The organism is Streptomyces sp. Ru71, assembly GCF_002920535.1.
Taxonomy (GTDB): domain Bacteria; phylum Actinomycetota; class Actinomycetes; order Streptomycetales; family Streptomycetaceae; genus Streptomyces.
The window spans coordinates 1-16,054 of record NZ_PQSS01000120.1 but is presented as its reverse complement, the minus strand read 5'-3'; the positions used below and the strand labels follow the sequence as shown (position 1 = coordinate 16,054).

Sequence of the window (16,054 nt, the reverse complement as noted above, 5' to 3'; positions counted from 1 at the left end):
GTCACTGCAGACCCCATCAACCAGTACGACCTCGACGGACGCTGGTGCCTCTTCGGCCATAACCGACACGGTGGATGCCGCGGAGCGAGCTTCGGACGCAAGGCCGCCCATGTCGGCCTTTACATCGGCGCCGGCGTGGCGATCACCGCGGCCTGTGCCGGCACAGGCGGTCTTGGCTGTCTCCTCGCCGCTGGAGCGATCGGCGCCACCGCATCCGTCGGTGACTACGCCATCAGCCACAACATGTGCACCCGGCGGTGCACCAGGCGTGGCTGGGCATCCAATTACAAGTGGGGCTACATAACCTCAGCGTTCTCCTTCAGAGCCCACGTCAAGTACCACGCCCGCCACAAGCGCCGGACCAACTGGTGGCCGGGCAGGGCTCATGGGCGACACCGGTCCTGGTACCACAGGTCCTGGTGGCGGCGCTGACAGCACCGGCTGACACATGAACCTGTACCGCTCACCGCGACGGTGAGCGGCACGGCTGCTGAAAGGACAGCCCGTATGAGCAGAGACCGAGTCATGCAGCTCGCCATCCTCTTCGTCTTCGGGGTCATCTCGGTTGCTGCACTCCCCGAAGGCAAGAGCCTCGTGACGCTGCCCATCGCTCTCGCAGTGACGCGGTTCTTGCGCTGAATCGGGCAGGGGGGCAGGCTGCCCGCCCCTGTGCCGCCCCATGCGAATGGCCGGTGCCCCTTGTGGGGGCACCGGCCATCTTGCGTTGTCCGGAGTCTTCGTCGCGTCCGCGGTTCAGATCAGTTGGGGGTCGCCGCCCGCCTTGCCCGGTCGCGCAGAAGCATGTCGCACACCTTGTCGCGTTCTTCCGGCGGCATCTTGAACAGGAGCAGGTTCGCCGCCTCGACGCCGTCGTGGTAGGGGAACTTCTTCACCGCCGGGGCTCCGCCGGCGGAGATCTCGCGCTGCTCGGGGATGAGCTCGGCCTGCGTCTCCTGGCTGCTGTCGTCGGCGGGAGCCCCGGAAGACTCCTCCGTTACCTTTCCGTGACTTATCACGCCGTGATAATTCGCCGGCTCGGAGGGCCGCTCCCCCTCTGGCTGGCGCCGGGTCTCCGCCTTCTGCCGCGCGGCCTTGGCGCGCTCGTCGGCCTTCGCCTTCTGCGCCTCCGGCGGCAGTTTGCCGAGGTTGCGGACGTGCTCCACCTTCCGCTCCCCCGTCATCAGGTCCTTCTGGAGTTCGGGAGAGAGCTTGAGCAGGGAGAGCTTGCTGGCGAGCGTGGACTGCGAGAGCCCGAGCCGCTTGGCCGCCTTGGTCTGAGAGCCGTAGTAGTCGACCAGCTGCTTGAGGGCGTGCGCTTCCTCAAGGTCGGTCATGTCGTCGCGGTGGTAGTTCGCGACGAAGGCGGCTTCCAGGAGGGCTTCGTCGGTGGCGACGCGGGCATTGTCGACGCGGACGGGGATGGTGGCCAGCCCCACGCGGCGGGACGCCTCCAGGCGGCGGTGCCCGTCCACCACGACGTACTGGGCTCCGTCATCGAGGTCTTCCGCCCGGCCGGGCCGGTCGCGAAGGTAGGCCTCCACGGTGGCCACCACGATGGGCAGGATGATGCCGACCTCGCGGACGGACTCCACGGTCTCGTCCAGGTTGCGCAGGTGGTTGCGCGGGTTGTCGGGGTTCTCGCTGATGAGCGTGACCGGCAGTTCCGTGAGCGCCGCCGTCGCTACGTCATCCCCTCCTATGGTCCGCTCAATGGCGTTGCGCCGGGAGCTGCGGGCGCCGCGGGCTGCACCGAACGCCGGTGCCGTTCCAAGGGTGTCGGCCTTGCTCAACGGGTCGCTCCCCTCGCTACCTGCCTCATGGCCTCGGCCTGGTCGCTGTTCGGGGCGTACGACAGAAGGGGCTTGCGGGTGCGGACGGCTTCCCGCTGCTCCTTCAGGTCGCCGATGACGGCCAGCACCTTCGGATCGCCCAGGCTCTTCCAGTTCTCCAGTGAGGAGGTGGCGACGTAGCCGCGGCGGGAGTCGTAGAGGTTCACGACCAGACCGAGGTATTCGACGTCGAGGGAGAGGTCCTCGCAGAGGTCCTCGATCTGCTGGGCGAGCATGCCGTAGGCGGTGGCGGAGGAGTCCTCGGCGAGAACCGGGATGACGACGCCGGACCGGCCGGACCTCTCGTCGCGCCGCCGGCGCCCGTAGTACAGGGCGGCGTCCATGGCGATGCCGAGGCTGGGCGGGCAGTCGACCACGATGACGTCGTAGTCGCTCTCGATCGGGCGGAGCGCCATCTCAAGGGCGACTTCCTTCTGGAAGCCCCGCTTGTTCGCGGACAGGACCGCGATGCGGGAGTCGAGGAGGAAGCCGTCGAAGCAGGCGGGCAGCATGTGCAGCCGCTTCTCGAACCGCTGATCGTCTATCACCACGACCAGATCGCGCAGATCGCCCTGTCCTTCGCCGCACATGTGGGAGACGAGGCTGTCGTGGTCGGGTTCGATCTGCGGTACGCCGAGTTGCTCGCTGAGGTGCCCCTGGGGGTCGTAGTCGACCAGAAGGACACGCTTGCCTTCTTCGGCGTACGCCTGAGCGATGCCGGCAGCGACGGCGGTCTTGCCGACCCCGCCCTTCTGGTTGCAGACGATCTTGCGCTCGGGATCGGAGGCTTGGATCCCGGCCCGCGGGGAGGGGTTGTCGTCCAGCCAGTCCCGGATCGACTGGGCGAGGCCCTGGGTGTAGGAGACACCCCGCGCGGTGCACGTGCTCTTGAAGTCCTCGTACAGACCTGTCGGTAGCCAGGTGGAGAAGGACTTCGCCCCGGCTGTCTCTACTTCTCCGCTCGGGCGGTCGCTGGCTCGCCAGTGGGTAATGGCCGCTTCGACGGCGTCCTGGATGTCCAGGCTGAGTTCCGCGGCGCGGACCTTGAGTGCTTGCTGGAGCGCCGAGGGCAGCTTGGACGCTACCTTTTCCCGGTCTCCGTCAGGGTATGGAGAGGCCATGACGTCACCTTACTGACTCCCGGCGGCTCTAGTGGTATCCGACATGCGGCACTTGATGCCCTTTCACCCGCATAGGACCGCCGATTATCACGGCGTGATAAGTCACGAAGCGATAACGGCCGAGCCGGCGTTTCCCCTATCTCACGGACGCAGCCGTCAGCAGGACTCCACGCTGCCGGGTGCGACATAGATCGCGGACAGCACCCCGTCTCCATCCACCTTGATGGGATACGGGGCGGTCGTATCGATCAGCTCCAGGCTGTACGGCAGAGCTTGCGACGGAATGTCATCGCCGACGTAGACCACCGAAACCGTGCCCCGGCAGACGCTACCCGCCGGCGGCGCGGTGTCGGGGACCCTGCCGTCCTTCGGGCCGGCCTTGTGGGAAGAGACGCCGATCGGCGTGTACCGGAACTCGTAGCTGGCCGGCCCGAACTGAGTCGCATCCCTCGTCTTCTTGATGTCGACCCAGTAGCGGGCGAGCTTCACCGTGACCGCCTCACATGGCCGCTGGATCGCCTCGGGGGCGAAGTTCAGGCCGGAGGAGTCCAGGGTCAGCGCCTTGGACTGGTACGCGCCACTGCCGCTGCGCAGATTCTTCAGGTACTGGGTCAGCTGCTCGGCATTCATACCGGCGGTTTTCACACACTCCGCGGACGCGGCTGTTGTTGGGCTCGGCGTCGAAGTGGCCGACCCAGTAGCGGCCGTGTACTGAACAAGCCCGGACGGGGAGGCCTGGGCGGCCGGCTCGTCCTGCGAACATCCCGAGAGAGTGAGCAGCGCTGCGATGGCGGCGCCCGATGCTAGCAACGTGCCTGCTTTTCCCATGAGTTACCTGCCAGCGTCGAGACGGCTCCCCTAACCGGGCGGACCCACATTACGAGCCCGATGAAGAGGCACGCCAGAGAGACGGCCATCACGGAATCGCCCCGCCGATCCGTGTTCATCAGTTGGTGGTGAGGTTGGCGAGTTGAGCGGCGTACCGGGCGCGTCGCTGTCGCCGGCCAGCACAACGCCCGGATCTCCGCGACCGTCCTCACGGAGGCCGACAGCGCCTTCGGCCTGTTTGAGCCCTCGCTCTCCCACTACGTCACAGCGCGAGCCAAGCATCGCTCAGCCGATGCTCCGCTGTTCCTTGCTCGTGGCGACAAATGTGATCCGCCGAAACGGCCGCTCCTGGAGGCGGAGCGGACCGGGCGGGGAACACGGGGTGACTTCCATCAAGCCAGTACGGCCCGCCGGTTGGACGAGCCGTGTACCGGCTCTCCTGGAGCGTGGGGGTAGCCCCGCACCCCCCGGCCGTCACTGGTCCTCGTCGTCGGTGAGCAGCGCGCGGCGCCTCATCGGTTGAATCCCAGCCCGGCGCGGGGCCCAGCGCGCTGGGGGCGTCGCCGTCCCCACCGGCGCTCGCGGTTGCGGCTTCCCGCCCGGCTCCCTGCGTGGTGGCCATACGGGCGAGGGCTTCCCGGAAGACGGGCACGTTCTCCTTGGCCATCTGGTAGGCGATGTTCTTGTGCCAGCTGGGGTTATCCGGGTCCCACACCGGGCTGATGGGCGCGCTGGTGCCCTCCTGCCACCAGCCCTCGCGCACGCCGAGCGGCATCGCGCGGGACAGCGCGACGGTGGTCCGCTGAGCCTGCCCAGCACCTGGCGCAGTTGCTCGGCCTCGATGTAGCCGTTGCCGTCGACCACGACCATCTCGGCGAACCGGCGGGCGCCGGCGGGAAGCGAGCGGAGGTAGCGTTCGGCGCGGTCGACGGTCCAGCGGGTGTCGACGGTAGCGACCTTCAGCTCCGCGCCCTCCTGCGCGCCCTCACCGATGCGGATCGGGTCGATGTCCTCGGCCCGGACGAACGCCTCGATCTCGATCGCCTTGGCCGTCTGCAGCGGCAGGTTGCTCAGGTCCTCATCGGAGACGGGCACGATCTGCGCCGGGTGCCCCTTGGGCTCCCGCACCACCTCATACCCCTTGCCGATCTCCGCGTTCGAGACCTCGCGGTCCTCCAGCTCGCAGAACTTCCGGGTGCGGACCCGGCCCATGTCCTGCAGGTGCTACTGGTGGAAGCGAATCGAGTGGTCCTCGGTCGCGCTGACCACGTTGACAGGTATTCGTGACCAGGCCAAACGAGATGGCGCCGGACCAAATCGTGCGGGGCATGCTGTGTCCTCCGTACTCGCCCCGAGCACCCCCAGCCTACGAATGCCGTCAGCGCACCACACCGTGCGCCCTCCAGGGCTCGTCTGGTGGATACACGATCACCTGGACCATGCATCCAGCGTCCTCTGTGACTTCACTCGACCCGCCTGCTGTACCTACTAGTATGTACGCACGCGATCGCCGCCCATCCGACTCCCGGAGCTTCCATGCCACTGGTCCGCATCGACACCCTGGGCCCGGACACCGCCCGCCTGCACACCCTCGGTGACGCGGTGCACCAGGCGCTGATGGACACCCTGGGCATCCCGCCCGAGGACCGCTTCCAGATCCTGACCGCGCACGACGGCAAGTCCAGTACCCTGCGGCACGGCGCCCACCTCGGCATCCCCCACGACGACGACATCGCCCTCATCGCCGTCACCCTGCGCGCCGGCCGCACGACCGAGCAGAAACAGAACCTCTACCGCCGCATCACCGAACTGGCCGGGGCCCTCGCCGGCGTCGAGCCGCGCAACGTGGTGATCACCCTGTACGAGAACACATCCCCGGACTGGTCCTTCGGCCACGGCGAGGCGCAGTACGTCACTCCCGCGGTGTGACGGCCACCGGGGCGGCAGTCCCTCGACATCCTCAGCCGCGGTTCGACTAGCGTGGCGACGACGAACTGCCGGAAGCGGGCCCGACGAGCACATCAAGGCGACGGAAGTACTGGGGGTCCCCAATACTCCAGGGACGCTGCAGTTCGAGGACGACGGCACCGGTTCAGGTTCAACGTCATCATCAAGTAATGGAAGGCGGCAGGGTGGGCCCGCCGATTCGGCACTCCTGCCGGCCGCGCCGAGCTCATCCTCGGCATGACCGGTACGGGAGCGTGCGTCAACGCCCTTCAGACTGCTGCAGCCGTACCACGATGAACCTCAGCGCCAACCACGGCTCGATTGGATCCCCAGAGCCGAACTCATCTCGGCAATACCCCAAGTTGGAAGAATACACACATTAGGGGCATAGCAGTGCACGCCATCTAATTTCTTTCATACATTGTGTGCTTCAGGCACCGAGAGGAAGGCAGGCCAGTCCGCCATGCCCGCAGTCAGGAAGACCCTTACCTCCGCCATCGCGGCAACCATTCTCGCCGCCGGGATGTTGTTCGCCTCCGGCGCACCCGCGAGTGCCGCCACATGCCCCTCCTCCTCCTCGCCCAAGACGACCGGCGGCGAGGCGAGCTGGACCATGGCCTGTGTCGGCGAGGAAGGGCGCGATCTGAAGATCTACGGCTGGGTCGAGGACACCGCCCCCGACAACCGATGCGCCCGCGTCACCATCAAGACACGGCAAGGGCGCACCGCGGAGCGCACGGCCTGCGGGTACGGCGTTCGTAAGCAGTTCTCGTACGAGTTTGACTACGAGTTCGGTGCGGCTGTGAAGCTGTCCGTCTCCTAGTACGTGCAGCAGACACCGACGGCCCGGTACTGACCGGGGGAAGTGGTACCGGGCCGCTATGGCGGCCGCCGAGTTGGGCTGAGCTAGAGGATGTGGCTGGTACGGCCGGCAGAGCTAGCCCTTCATGCGGCGCTGCCAGTCAACGCTGACTACGCCGGCCGTGCCGCTGGCGGAGCAGGTCGCGGACGAGGTGTGGTTCCGGTACTTCCATTCAAGAGTTCAGGCTGGTGGTCGTCAGGCGGTGCCCGGCAGCGTCGGTGACGATCATGTTCCACGCTGTTGCGTCACCGTCGTCGCCGTCCCACCAGCGATGGAAGTCATCTGCCAGGCGGCGAATCTCAGCGTCGCCGGCTGCGGTGTAGGTGGTGGCGAGCTCGACGTCGTAGTTGGTCGGATCCAGGTGGACCAGCGTGACCTTGGTGAGGTGGCGGGCCGAGTCGGCGGCTTGGTTCCTCGGCGCCCAGCTCCCGAAGCGGCGGAGCAGGTCGAGGTCCGGTTCCCGCCGTGTGACGGGACCAATGGGCGGGTGGGGACCGCCGTTGGAGGTGCCCTGCTTGCAGCCGAGGATCCATGCTCCCCGGTCAAGGTCCACCACTGCGGTGGGCTTGGCAGTAAGGGAACGTCGCAGGCACCCGCCGTTCACTTCGCGAACGGCGGCGCCCTTACCACCATCTTCAAAGAGCCGCTTGCCGGTGGCGAAGCCTGCCTCGTAGGCCCGCTGGTATGCCGGTGCGGAGGCGGAGGGCTGATCTGCCCTCTCTGTGGGCCGTGGGGAACCGCTTTGAGGGCTGCACCCGGCTGCCACCACGCACGCACCGAAGACGAGAACGAGCGCGCGAGCCGGCTTGCTCCAGCTGGATAAGTGGTGAGGTGTCGTCGCCATACCGGGTCAGATGCCTTTCTGACGCGGCTGGTTGCCCACGGGAACCGCCGACGACACCGACGCCCCGCTCACTGGTTGGGACGTGGGGGAGCGGGCGGTGGCAGGGTCTTGCGGAGGGGTGTCAGCCCTGCTGGGCGGGTGCCTGCTTTATGCCGTCGACTACGGCACGCTGCAGGACGGCGCTGGTGAACAGCACGGTTCCGGGCTTGATCAGTTTCTCCGGACCGCCCGCCTTGCCCACTTGGACGGAGCGCTGGCCGAGGAAGACGTGCGTGTTCCTGTCGAAGATCCACTCTTCTCGCTGGCCGTTTTTCTCGTCCAGCCGGGCGACCGCTACGCCGTGCCGGCCGACGGCGTCGGCGGCGTCGTTGACGGTGACGACGCCGGGGATCTTCGCGGCGGCCTTGAACAGCGCCTTGGTCAGGGCGGGGGGCGGGTAGCTCTCGCCGAGGAGGTCGCCGATCGTGGTGAAGGCTTCCTGGGCCGGTGAGTTGCCGTGTCCCTTGGTCTCCTTGTAGATCTCGGCGAGGAGCGTGTTGGGGTCCGTGGGCAGCTGGGCCAGGTAGTTGTAGGACGGGTGGTTGAGGCCGGCGTCGGGGGTGTTGCCCTGCTCGTCGGGGAGGCTGAGTGTTTCCCCTTCGGGACTGTCGTTGACGGCGGGGTCGATCAGCCATCCCTTGGTTCCGTCGGGCGAGTACCACACCTGGCGCTTGTGCAGCGCGTGGCTGGCGAGGCTGCTCTTGCCGTCGACGGTCCTCACGAAGGTGTCGGCCGTCTTGGACTCGATGTACACGTACTGGCCGGCTCCGAGGGCCGGGTGATCGTCATCGTCCTGTGCCGCGACCAGGGAGGCCTGGTCGAGCAACCGCGTCACCCCGTTGGGGCTGGCGGCGCCGACGTGCGTGGTCAGGGCCGGCCCGGTGGCGAGCCGGACGGGTCCCTTCCCGTCTCCGCCGGACATCGCAGTTCCGGCTATGACGGCTGCGGCGACCGCGGCGGCGAGGGCGGGCAGAGTGATCGCGGGCCGGGGCAGCCGGGCCCGACGTGCTCGCGCCTCGCCGGTGGGTGCCGCCTGGGTGTGTTGTGCCTGCTCGATACGGGTCATCAAAAGCTCCCGGTGCCTTTCATGACGGCCCGTCGGCAGGTCACGCGCGGTTGTGGACAGCAGGCGGGCTGCTTCCTCCCACTCACCCGGGCCGGGCCGGGACGTGTTCGCGCTCATCGGTTTCCTTCCTGTGCGGGCCGGACGGTGTGGATGTGATCACCCGTTGTCTGTCTGCGTGCCGCCGTGGCTTCCCGTTTTTCACGGACTTTCTCGGCTCCTCCTGCCGGCCCGGTACGCGCCGGGTGGGAAACAACGCTCACTGCGGTGTCTACGGCGTCCTCTGCCGGAGAGGAGGGGTGTGCCAGTGCGTCGTCCGTCAGCGAGCGCAGCTTCTTGCGGGCCCGGGAGAGCCGGGAGGCGACCGTGCCGACGGGAATACCGAGCGCCGTCGCCGCGGCCTCGTAGTCGAGTCCTTCTCCCAGGCAGAGTGCGATGACTTCGCGTTCGGGTCTGCGCAGGGTGGCGAGTGCCCGGAGCGCCACGGCAAGCCTGCGCTGGTCGTCGATCTGCCCGCTGACCTCGTCCGCGTGGTCGGGCACGTTCAGTTCGGCGGCCGCGGTCGCGAGGGCCACTCGCCGGTAGCGCCGGTTGCTGCGGTATTGGTTGCGCGCGGTGTTGATGGCGATGCCGAGCAACCAGGGCCGCAGCGAGCCGCCCTCGGGGGCGATCCTGTGGCGAAGCCGCCACGCCTCCATGAAGGTGGCGGCCATGACGTCCTCGGCCGTCGACCAGTCTGCGGTCAGGCGGAAAGCGTGGTTGTACACGCCGCGGGCGTAACTGTCGAACAACTCGGCGAACGCGGCTGGTTCACCCGCCCGTAGCCGGGCACGCATGTCAATGCTCACCTCTGGGATCTGTCGGATCCTCGGCCCCGCTTCCCGTGACGTGCATCACGTCCAAGAAACGGTCCGTGCCGCAGGTGATGCCCGGGCCGGGACCACGACCGGCGCATCGCACGCACGAGACTCGGCAGTCAGGAGGCAGCCGCTCCCACGTTCGCCGCGGCCTTTGCGCCTGCAGGGGGCGCCTACTGGCTCAGGTGGCGCAGTTCGTTGTCGTACAGCTCCGCCGGGTCGAAGCCCATGCCGGTGAAGTGGCCTGCCAGTTCCAGGGAGAGGATGCCGTGCAGGCGGGTCCAGAAGAGCAGGGCGCGGCGCAGGGCGGCCGGGGGTGCGGGGTGGTCTGCCGCCCATTTCCGGTGCTGGGCGAGGTGGGCTTCCAGGCGGGTGTCGGGGTGGCCCTCGTCCACGGTGACGATGGCCTTGCCGGTCGGCTGGGCGGCCTCAAGGAGGGCGTCCATGATCTCGGATGCGATCGCGGTGATGTCGTCGGGTGCGTGGTAGCCGGGGACCGGTGTGCCGTAGATGAGGAAGTAGCGCTGCGGGTCGTCCAGTGCCCAGGCGCGCAGTGCGCGTCCCAGTCCCGCCAGGTCCGCGCCCGAGGCGGCAGCGGTGCGGATGGTGTCGGCAAGGCTGCGGTAGGCGTCCCGGATCAGTTCGGTGATCAGCACGTCCCGGCTGGCGAAGTACCGGTAGAGGGCGGGGCCGCTCATGCCCATCTGCTTGGCGATGGCGTTCAGGGAGAGCCCCGGCGCCCCGGCGGCGGCGATCTGCTCCCAGGCGCGCTCCTTGATCTCGGCCCGTAGCTGGGCGCGGTAGCGGTCGCGCGGTGTCTCCTTGCCCGCGACGGTCATGTGCTCATCCCTTCTCGCGTGTGATCACCGGCTCCCGGGGGTCCGGGCCGCTCGGCGCACGCCCTGAGTTAGACCCTATTACGAACGCTCTTGACTGTCACTCCGCCGACCAGTTATAACTTCTAACGAAAGCGCCAGCCACTAACTGTGCTGGTCGGGTCGATGGAGGTCGTCATGAACGCTGCAGAGATGGTCGAGGTCGTGCTGCCGGGCAAGGTCGAGCCGGAGGGACTGCAGATACGCCAGGGGCACGTCCCGACCGCAGGCCCGGGCCAGGTCGTCGTCCGAATGGAGGCGACCGGCGTGTCCTTCGCCGAGCAGCAAATGCGCCGCGGCCGCTACTACGACCAGCCGCCCTTCCCGTTCGTCCCCGGTTACGACCTGGTCGGCACCGTCACGGCGACGGGCGACGGCGTCGCTCCCGGCCTGGTGGGCACCCGGGTGGCCGCGCTACTCAAAGTCGGCGGCTGGGCCAGCCACGTGGTCGTCGACGCCGCCGACGCGGTGCCGGTCCCGGACGGGGTCGGCGCGGCCCAGGCGGAGACCGTGGTGGTCAACGGCATCACGGCGTGGCAGATGCTGCACCGCAAGGCCCGCGTCCACGCCGGGCACACCGTCCTGGTGCACGGCGCAAACGGGGGAGTCGGCTCGGTGCTGGTCCAACTCGCCCAGGCCGTGGGCGCGAAGGTGATCGGCACCGCTTCAGCCCGCCACCATGCGGCCCTGCGGGAACGGGGGGTGATCCCGATCGACTACCGCACCGAGAACATCCCGGCCCGCGTCCGCGAGCTGGCGCCGGGCGGAGTGGACGCCGTCTTCGACCACGTCGGCGGCCGCAGCGTCATCGACTCCTGGCGCCTTCTCGCGCCCGGTGGCACGCTCGTCTCCTACGGCAGCGCCTCCACCCGCGACGACGAGGGCTCCAAGCAGTGGCCTGTCCTCAAGCTGCTCGGCCGCATCTGGCTGTGGAACGCACTGCCCAATGGCCGCAACGCGTACTTCTTCAACGTCTGGGCCGGCCGGGCCCTGAGCCGCGGCCGCTTCCGGGCCCGGCTGCACGCCGACCTCACCGAGGTGTTCGCTGCGCTGAAGCGCGGTGAGATCACTGCCCAGATCGCCGCCGAACTGCCCCTGACCCGCGCCGCCGAGGCAATGCGGCTGGCCGAGTCCGGCACCGTCGCCGGAAAGATCGTCCTGCACGCCTGACGCGGCACGCAGAAACCGGCACAGACACCCGCCCCGGTGGCCGACCGTTCCCTCACCGCGTCACCGCGTCACCGCGTCACCGCGTCACCGCGTCACCGCGTCACCGCGTCACCGCGTCACCGCCCCGCGTCCCTCCGCGCCGCGTCACGGCGCGAACGCCCTCAGGAGAACCCCGCCATGCCCAGGCCCAGACTGCGCACGTATGTCCAGCACACCCTGACCGCCGCCCTCGTGGCCGCCGCCACCCTCGCCACGCCGGCGGTCGCCGCTCCCGCACACCCCCAGATGGCATCCCCCGCGGGCCGGATCAGCTGGACCGCCTGCTCGGAGGCGGAGTTCAAGGGCATGCAGTGCGGCACGCTGCGGGTCCCGGTCGACTACGCCCACCCGCGCGCCGGCAGCCTCACCCTCGCCCTGGTCCGCCGCCCCGCCGACGACCAGGCCCACCGCCAGGGCACCCTGCTGCTCAACGACGGAGCCGGCGGATCATCGATAGAACAGCTTCGCCTGGCGATGCGCATCGGCTTCCCCTCGTTCGCCGGCGCCATGAGCCGTAACTTCGACCTGGTCGCCGTCGACCCGCGCGGAGTGGGCCACAGCACGCCGATCCGCTGCACCACGCCCCTCAAGCCGGCCGGCGTCACCCACTTCCCGCACAGCAAGGCGGAGTTCGACACGCTTGTGGCTCACAACCGCGCCTTCGCCGCCGACTGTCTGCGCGAGAACGGCCCTCTGGTCGCCCACACGGACCTGACCAGCACCGCGCGGGACTTCGAAGCCGTACGCACCGGGCTCGGCGAGAAGCAGCTGAACTGGTACGGCATCCACTACAGCACCCTGCTCGGGCGCACCTACGCCCACCTCTACCCCGGCCGACTGCGCTCCATGGTCCTGGACACGGCGCTGGACGACACCACCACACCCACCGAGCGGATCCGCCGGGAAGCAGCCACAGCGGAAGAGGCGTTCCACCGCTTCACCACCTGGTGCGCCGCGTCCACGGACTGCGCCCTGCACGGCAAGGACGCAGCGGCCCAGTACGACGCCCTCGTCGCCCGCGCCGACCGCACCCCGATCCCCACCGCCGGCGGCAGCCGTGCACTGACCGGAGAAGACATCCGCGCCGCCACCCAGGACTACCTGACCCTCTCCGGCGTCACCTGGCCCGCCCTCGCCCAGGCCGTGGTCAAGGCCCAGGCCGGCGACGCGAGCGACTTCACCTACGAGCCCGACGACACCCTCGACCCCGTGCAGGTACGAGTCCCCGCCTGCCTGGACACCGCGCGCCCGGTCACCACGTTCGACCAGCTCACCCGGTTGCGCAACGACCTGATCCGGATCTCCCCGCATCTCGGCGGCGCCGTGCGCTCCTGGACCGCACTCACCGGCTGCCTCGGCTGGCCCCTCCCCGCCCACCCCGTCGCGGCCGGGTCTCCCATCCACGGCGCACCGCCCGCGCTCGTCCTGCAGTCCACCCACCAGGCGCTCGCCCCGCACAGCGCGGGCTTCGCCATGGCGGCCCAACTGCCCGGCAGTGTCGTCCTCAGCCGCGAAGGCGACGACTACAGCATGTTCCTGCTCTCCCAATGCGTGCGCGACGCCACCAACCGCTACCTGACCACCCGCGCCCTGCCTGCACCCGGCACCACCTGTACCGACTGACACCCGCCCCTTTTCCGCCCGACCGATATGCGAGGAACCACCATGACCACCACCGCACGCAACCGGATGCGTCTGCTCGTCCCTGCGGCCCTGGCTGCCCTGGCCATCAGCGCCACGACGGCCGCCGCACCCACCTCCTCCGCCACCACAGCCGAACACACGACCACATCACAGAGCCACCAGCCGCCCGCCAAGAGCCCCAAGGCGATGCTCGACGCCTGGCTCCGCCTCTGGAACGGCGACCTTACCCAGGCATCCGGCATCATCTCACCGGACTTCACGGTCCACGCCGCCCTCCTCGACGGAGGGGACGGCAGCAGTATCCGCGGCGCGGACGGTCTGGTGGCATGGATCGCCCAGACCCGCGCGGCCTTCCCCGACCTGCGCTTCTCCCTACAGATCGACCCTCTCGTAGCCGGACACCGCGCCTCCGTGCGCTGGACGGCCACCGGCACCTACGCCGACGGCTTCCCCGGTGCCAAGGCCCACCCCGGCACCGTCGTCACCTTCACCGGCACCGACACCCTGCGCATACGGAACGGCAAGTTCGTGGAGTACTGGCTCAACTCGGACACCCTCCAGTTCCTCACCCAGCTCCACGCACTGTAAGCACCAGTCGCAGCCCGCCGCCCTCCCGGCCCCACGGCAAGGAAGGCGGCGCCCGGCGCCCAGGACGCACCAGGCTGAACCACAGGAGGAGTCGCGTGAGCACCCCGGAAGAACCCAGCTTCGATGACGCCTCGCCCGCCCCGTCTCACCACCGCCATCCCCGCCCGCAGCGCTGGGACCGGCCTGCCACGACGGCAGCGCCCGGGCCAGATGTGTCAGTGGGTGGTGTGGTGGCGGTGTTTGGGTGTCAGCGGGTGATGGGGTGTGTGGCGGTGGTATGGGGGCGCGTTGAGGGCGTGGGTTGCGTAGCGGCCTTACGAGACCGGCTGATCTACGGCCTCATGCTCGGCACCCTGCTCGGACTGCCCCTCTCCACCCTGGTGGGCGAGCGGTTCGGCTGGCGCGCGGCGTTCTGGACCCTCACCGCCATCACCGTGATCGCCGCCGTGACCACCTGGTTCGGCGTAGCCCGCATCGAGTGCGCCGAAGGCGGCGGGGACTTCCGCCAGGAGTTCGGCGTCTTCAAGAAGCCCAAGCTGTGGCTGGTGCTGTCCACTAGCACGCTCATCATCGGCGCCACCTTCTCCGCCTTCAGCTACTTCAACCCGATCCTCACCGACCTCGCCGGCTTCTCCACCGGCACCGTCCCCGTCCTCGCCATCGGCCTCGTCCTCAACACCGTGTTCCTGACCGGCTTCGCCCTGCTCGCCGACCTGCCCGCAGCCGCCGTCATCTGCATGATGGGCATCGGCCTGGTCGGCGTCACCCTGAAGCCGGCCATGGCGACCCGCGTCCAGCGCACCGGCAACGGCGGCCCGCTGCTCAACACCGTCCACTCCTCCTTCATCACTCTCGGCATCATCCTCGGCTCCTCCATCGGCGCCGTCGTGATCGACAACTGGGGCCTGCGCGCCCCGCTCTGGCTCGGCGCGGCCATGGCACTAGTCGGCCTGGCCACCGTCCTGCCCGACCTCGCCCGCCGCTCCACCCCCACAACAGGCCTTGCCTCAAACCCCGCCGAACAGGCAGAACGACTGTGAGCGATCACGTCATCCGGCAAGTCGGCGAGAGCAGACGATGGCTACGGCAATGCCGGGTGAAGACAAGGAAGTGCTCGGCCCTGCGCTCGTAACGGCGGTGCCGACGGAAGCTGATGGCGCTGATGGGATGGCGCCGGCAAGCCGGAGCGAACGCCTCTTGCCCGAGGCGGCATGGGCCCGGTCCGATCCACCCCTTCCGCAGCGGTCCACCTCTCCCTTGCGACCCCCGGCACCCAGAGCCTCGGCAAAGTGATGGATCATCCGATTCGCCGGGTTTCAGGCAGGTGCGGCAAAGGCACGAGACCGGCACGGGCGCCCAAGACCATGGAGTTCTCGACGCTCCGTGAACCGCGCGGGGTACGCCACGCCTTGGTGTACCTGCTCGCGTTCGCGGCCTGCGCGGTGCTGCACGGCGCGACCTCGCTGCTGGCGGTCGGCGAGTGGATCGCCGATGCCCATCCCGCGCGGTGCCGACCCAAGTCCTGTCGAGCCGGTACATGATGAAGGTATGACCGACCGCGACGATTTCCTGGCCTGGGTCAAGACCTCGCTGTACGAGGCGGAGCTTGCCCTGCACAACGGCAATGCGGACCCCCGCCGGGCGCTCTGGTCACGCAACGAGCCCGTGAGCGTCCTGGGGGCGTGGCGCAACGCCAACGGCCAGCAGGAGCTCGACAAGCTCTTTACCGCCCTCGGGAAGAGCTTCTCCGATTGCACGTCGTACGCGTTCGAACTGCAGGCGTACGACGTTTTGGGCGACATGGCCTATACGGCTGGCCTCGAGCACATCTCCGCCTCCGTCGACGGACAGCCGCGCACGTACACGTTGCGGGCCACCCAGGTGTACCGCCGCGAGGGAGGCGAGTGGAGGGTGGCCCATCGTCATGCCGACACCGTGACCCAGTGAAGGCGCCAGGGCTTCGGCGAAGTGGCATGACTCCGTTTTGTGCACCTGGGCCTGTGAGCCGGTCGGATACCACCCGGAGCCCGGTGGGCTCTACGGTGCACCGGTGAGCAACGAGGACATGCCGCCGGCCGGTGAGGCCGAACTGCCCCTGATCCACGAGGACCTCGCCGCGGCCCTGACAGTTCAGGGCGAGGGGGGAACGCGGGCACTGATGGGGCTTCGTGGAATCGGCACGGTGACATCCGGCTGCGGTTTCGGTGACCCGCCGGTGCGTAAGAGCTGTGCCGGTATCCGGGCGGGGGCCGGGCCGGATACCAGGTTCTGCGCAGTGCATCATTTGATGCAGGTCTCTCCGTCAGGTGGCGTGTCTGGCGTAGCGTCAATCGATGAGCGGTCCAATG

16 protein-coding genes and 1 pseudogene are annotated in these 16,054 nt (G+C 68.7%); 9 read left to right on the top strand and 8 right to left on the bottom strand.

Annotation, left to right across the window (positions count from 1 at the left end; all coding sequences use genetic code 11):
* Nucleotides 1–758: 758 nt before the first annotated feature.
* The 4 genes and pseudogenes from C3489_RS36410 to C3489_RS38915 all read right to left on the bottom strand — a co-directional run.
* Entirely contained in the window at nucleotides 759–1,790 is a 1,032-nt protein-coding gene (locus tag C3489_RS36410; protein ID WP_103786420.1) for a ParB/RepB/Spo0J family partition protein, read from the bottom strand.
* Nucleotides 1,787–2,950, bottom strand: coding sequence for a ParA family protein (locus C3489_RS36405; RefSeq protein WP_103786419.1), 1,164 nt, complete (start codon nucleotides 2,948–2,950; stop codon nucleotides 1,787–1,789). Before C3489_RS36405 ends, C3489_RS36410 begins: the two co-directional genes overlap by 4 nt.
* A gap of 156 nt (nucleotides 2,951–3,106) precedes the next feature.
* The gene (locus C3489_RS36400; protein ID WP_103786418.1) at nucleotides 3,107–3,580 is read right to left on the bottom strand and encodes a hypothetical protein; all 474 of its coding nucleotides are present in this window, start codon (nucleotides 3,578–3,580) and stop codon (nucleotides 3,107–3,109) included.
* Between the two features lie 1,149 nt (nucleotides 3,581–4,729).
* Nucleotides 4,730–5,108 (bottom strand): annotated as a pseudogene (locus C3489_RS38915) (Ku protein); the annotation flags it as partial.
* A 206-nt stretch (nucleotides 5,109–5,314) separates the two neighbouring features.
* Here C3489_RS38915 and C3489_RS36390 point away from each other — a divergent pair.
* Together C3489_RS36390 and C3489_RS36385 are read left to right on the top strand one after the other, a co-directional pair.
* A complete protein-coding gene (locus tag C3489_RS36390) occupies nucleotides 5,315–5,707 on the top strand; it encodes a tautomerase family protein (protein ID WP_103786417.1) in 393 nt (130 codons plus the stop codon).
* Nucleotides 5,708–6,188: 481 nt separating this feature from the next.
* Complete coding sequence (locus C3489_RS36385) at nucleotides 6,189–6,548, top strand: hypothetical protein (protein ID WP_103786416.1); 360 nt, start codon at nucleotides 6,189–6,191, stop codon at nucleotides 6,546–6,548.
* A 211-nt stretch (nucleotides 6,549–6,759) separates the two neighbouring features.
* Here the strand turns inward: C3489_RS36385 and C3489_RS38910 are convergent, their stop codons facing one another.
* From C3489_RS38910 to C3489_RS36365, 4 genes are all read right to left on the bottom strand, one after another.
* A complete protein-coding gene (locus tag C3489_RS38910; protein ID WP_103786415.1) occupies nucleotides 6,760–7,143 on the bottom strand; it encodes a hypothetical protein in 384 nt (127 codons plus the stop codon).
* A 409-nt stretch (nucleotides 7,144–7,552) separates the two neighbouring features.
* Nucleotides 7,553–8,653 carry a CU044_5270 family protein gene (locus C3489_RS36375; protein ID WP_103786414.1) on the bottom strand — a complete coding sequence of 367 codons (1,101 nt, stop codon included), beginning with the start codon at nucleotides 8,651–8,653 and terminating at the stop codon, nucleotides 7,553–7,555.
* On the bottom strand, nucleotides 8,650–9,369 hold the full coding sequence (locus C3489_RS36370) for an RNA polymerase sigma factor (protein ID WP_103786424.1): 720 nt from the start codon (nucleotides 9,367–9,369) through the stop codon (nucleotides 8,650–8,652). Before C3489_RS36370 ends, C3489_RS36375 begins: the two co-directional genes overlap by 4 nt.
* A gap of 194 nt (nucleotides 9,370–9,563) precedes the next feature.
* A complete protein-coding gene (locus C3489_RS36365; RefSeq protein WP_103786413.1) occupies nucleotides 9,564–10,229 on the bottom strand; it encodes a TetR/AcrR family transcriptional regulator in 666 nt (221 codons plus the stop codon).
* Between the two features lie 174 nt (nucleotides 10,230–10,403).
* On the opposite strand from C3489_RS36365, the gene C3489_RS36360 reads away from it, so the two are divergent.
* The 7 genes from C3489_RS36360 to C3489_RS39100 form a co-directional block, all read left to right on the top strand.
* The gene (locus C3489_RS36360) at nucleotides 10,404–11,435 is read left to right on the top strand and encodes a medium chain dehydrogenase/reductase family protein (protein ID WP_103786423.1); all 1,032 of its coding nucleotides are present in this window, start codon (nucleotides 10,404–10,406) and stop codon (nucleotides 11,433–11,435) included.
* Between the two features lie 177 nt (nucleotides 11,436–11,612).
* Nucleotides 11,613–13,097 (top strand): alpha/beta hydrolase, encoded by a 1,485-nt coding sequence (locus C3489_RS36355; RefSeq protein ID WP_258055104.1) that lies wholly within the window; start codon nucleotides 11,613–11,615, stop codon nucleotides 13,095–13,097.
* Nucleotides 13,098–13,139: 42 nt separating this feature from the next.
* Complete coding sequence (locus C3489_RS36350) at nucleotides 13,140–13,706, top strand: ester cyclase (RefSeq protein WP_219822009.1); 567 nt, start codon at nucleotides 13,140–13,142, stop codon at nucleotides 13,704–13,706.
* A 341-nt stretch (nucleotides 13,707–14,047) separates the two neighbouring features.
* Nucleotides 14,048–14,746: a hypothetical protein gene (locus C3489_RS36345; RefSeq protein ID WP_374936804.1), complete on the top strand. Its 699-nt coding sequence runs from the start codon at nucleotides 14,048–14,050 to the stop codon at nucleotides 14,744–14,746.
* 324 nt (nucleotides 14,747–15,070) lie between these two features.
* On the top strand, nucleotides 15,071–15,247 hold the full coding sequence (locus C3489_RS36340; RefSeq protein ID WP_258055103.1) for a transposase family protein: 177 nt from the start codon (nucleotides 15,071–15,073) through the stop codon (nucleotides 15,245–15,247).
* A gap of 7 nt (nucleotides 15,248–15,254) precedes the next feature.
* Nucleotides 15,255–15,653 (top strand): nuclear transport factor 2 family protein, encoded by a 399-nt coding sequence (locus C3489_RS36335; protein ID WP_103786412.1) that lies wholly within the window; start codon nucleotides 15,255–15,257, stop codon nucleotides 15,651–15,653.
* Between the two features lie 103 nt (nucleotides 15,654–15,756).
* Nucleotides 15,757–16,054, top strand: a 298-nt coding sequence (locus C3489_RS39100; RefSeq protein ID WP_219822008.1) for a hypothetical protein, incomplete at its 3' end; no start/stop codon positions are given.

Excerpts from the sequence above, each read along its gene's own strand:
- C3489_RS36340 (WP_258055103.1), top strand. The coding sequence starts at position 15,071 with ATGGAGTTCTCGACGCTCCGTGAACCGCGCGGGGTACGCCACGCCTTG.
- C3489_RS36405 (WP_103786419.1), bottom strand. The coding sequence starts at position 2,950 with ATGGCCTCTCCATACCCTGACGGAGACCGGGAAAAGGTAGCGTCCAAG.
- C3489_RS36360 (WP_103786423.1), top strand. The coding sequence starts at position 10,404 with ATGAACGCTGCAGAGATGGTCGAGGTCGTGCTGCCGGGCAAGGTCGAG.
- C3489_RS36355 (WP_258055104.1), top strand. The coding sequence starts at position 11,613 with ATGCCCAGGCCCAGACTGCGCACGTATGTCCAGCACACCCTGACCGCC.
- C3489_RS36350 (WP_219822009.1), top strand. The coding sequence starts at position 13,140 with ATGACCACCACCGCACGCAACCGGATGCGTCTGCTCGTCCCTGCGGCC.
- C3489_RS36370 (WP_103786424.1), bottom strand. The coding sequence starts at position 9,369 with ATGCGTGCCCGGCTACGGGCGGGTGAACCAGCCGCGTTCGCCGAGTTG.
- C3489_RS36400 (WP_103786418.1), bottom strand. The coding sequence starts at position 3,580 with ATGAATGCCGAGCAGCTGACCCAGTACCTGAAGAATCTGCGCAGCGGC.
- C3489_RS36345 (WP_374936804.1), top strand. The coding sequence starts at position 14,048 with ATGCTCGGCACCCTGCTCGGACTGCCCCTCTCCACCCTGGTGGGCGAG.
- C3489_RS36385 (WP_103786416.1), top strand. The coding sequence starts at position 6,189 with ATGCCCGCAGTCAGGAAGACCCTTACCTCCGCCATCGCGGCAACCATT.
- C3489_RS36365 (WP_103786413.1), bottom strand. The coding sequence starts at position 10,229 with ATGACCGTCGCGGGCAAGGAGACACCGCGCGACCGCTACCGCGCCCAG.
- C3489_RS36335 (WP_103786412.1), top strand. The coding sequence starts at position 15,255 with ATGACCGACCGCGACGATTTCCTGGCCTGGGTCAAGACCTCGCTGTAC.
- C3489_RS36390 (WP_103786417.1), top strand. The coding sequence starts at position 5,315 with ATGCCACTGGTCCGCATCGACACCCTGGGCCCGGACACCGCCCGCCTG.
- C3489_RS36375 (WP_103786414.1), bottom strand. The coding sequence starts at position 8,653 with ATGAGCGCGAACACGTCCCGGCCCGGCCCGGGTGAGTGGGAGGAAGCA.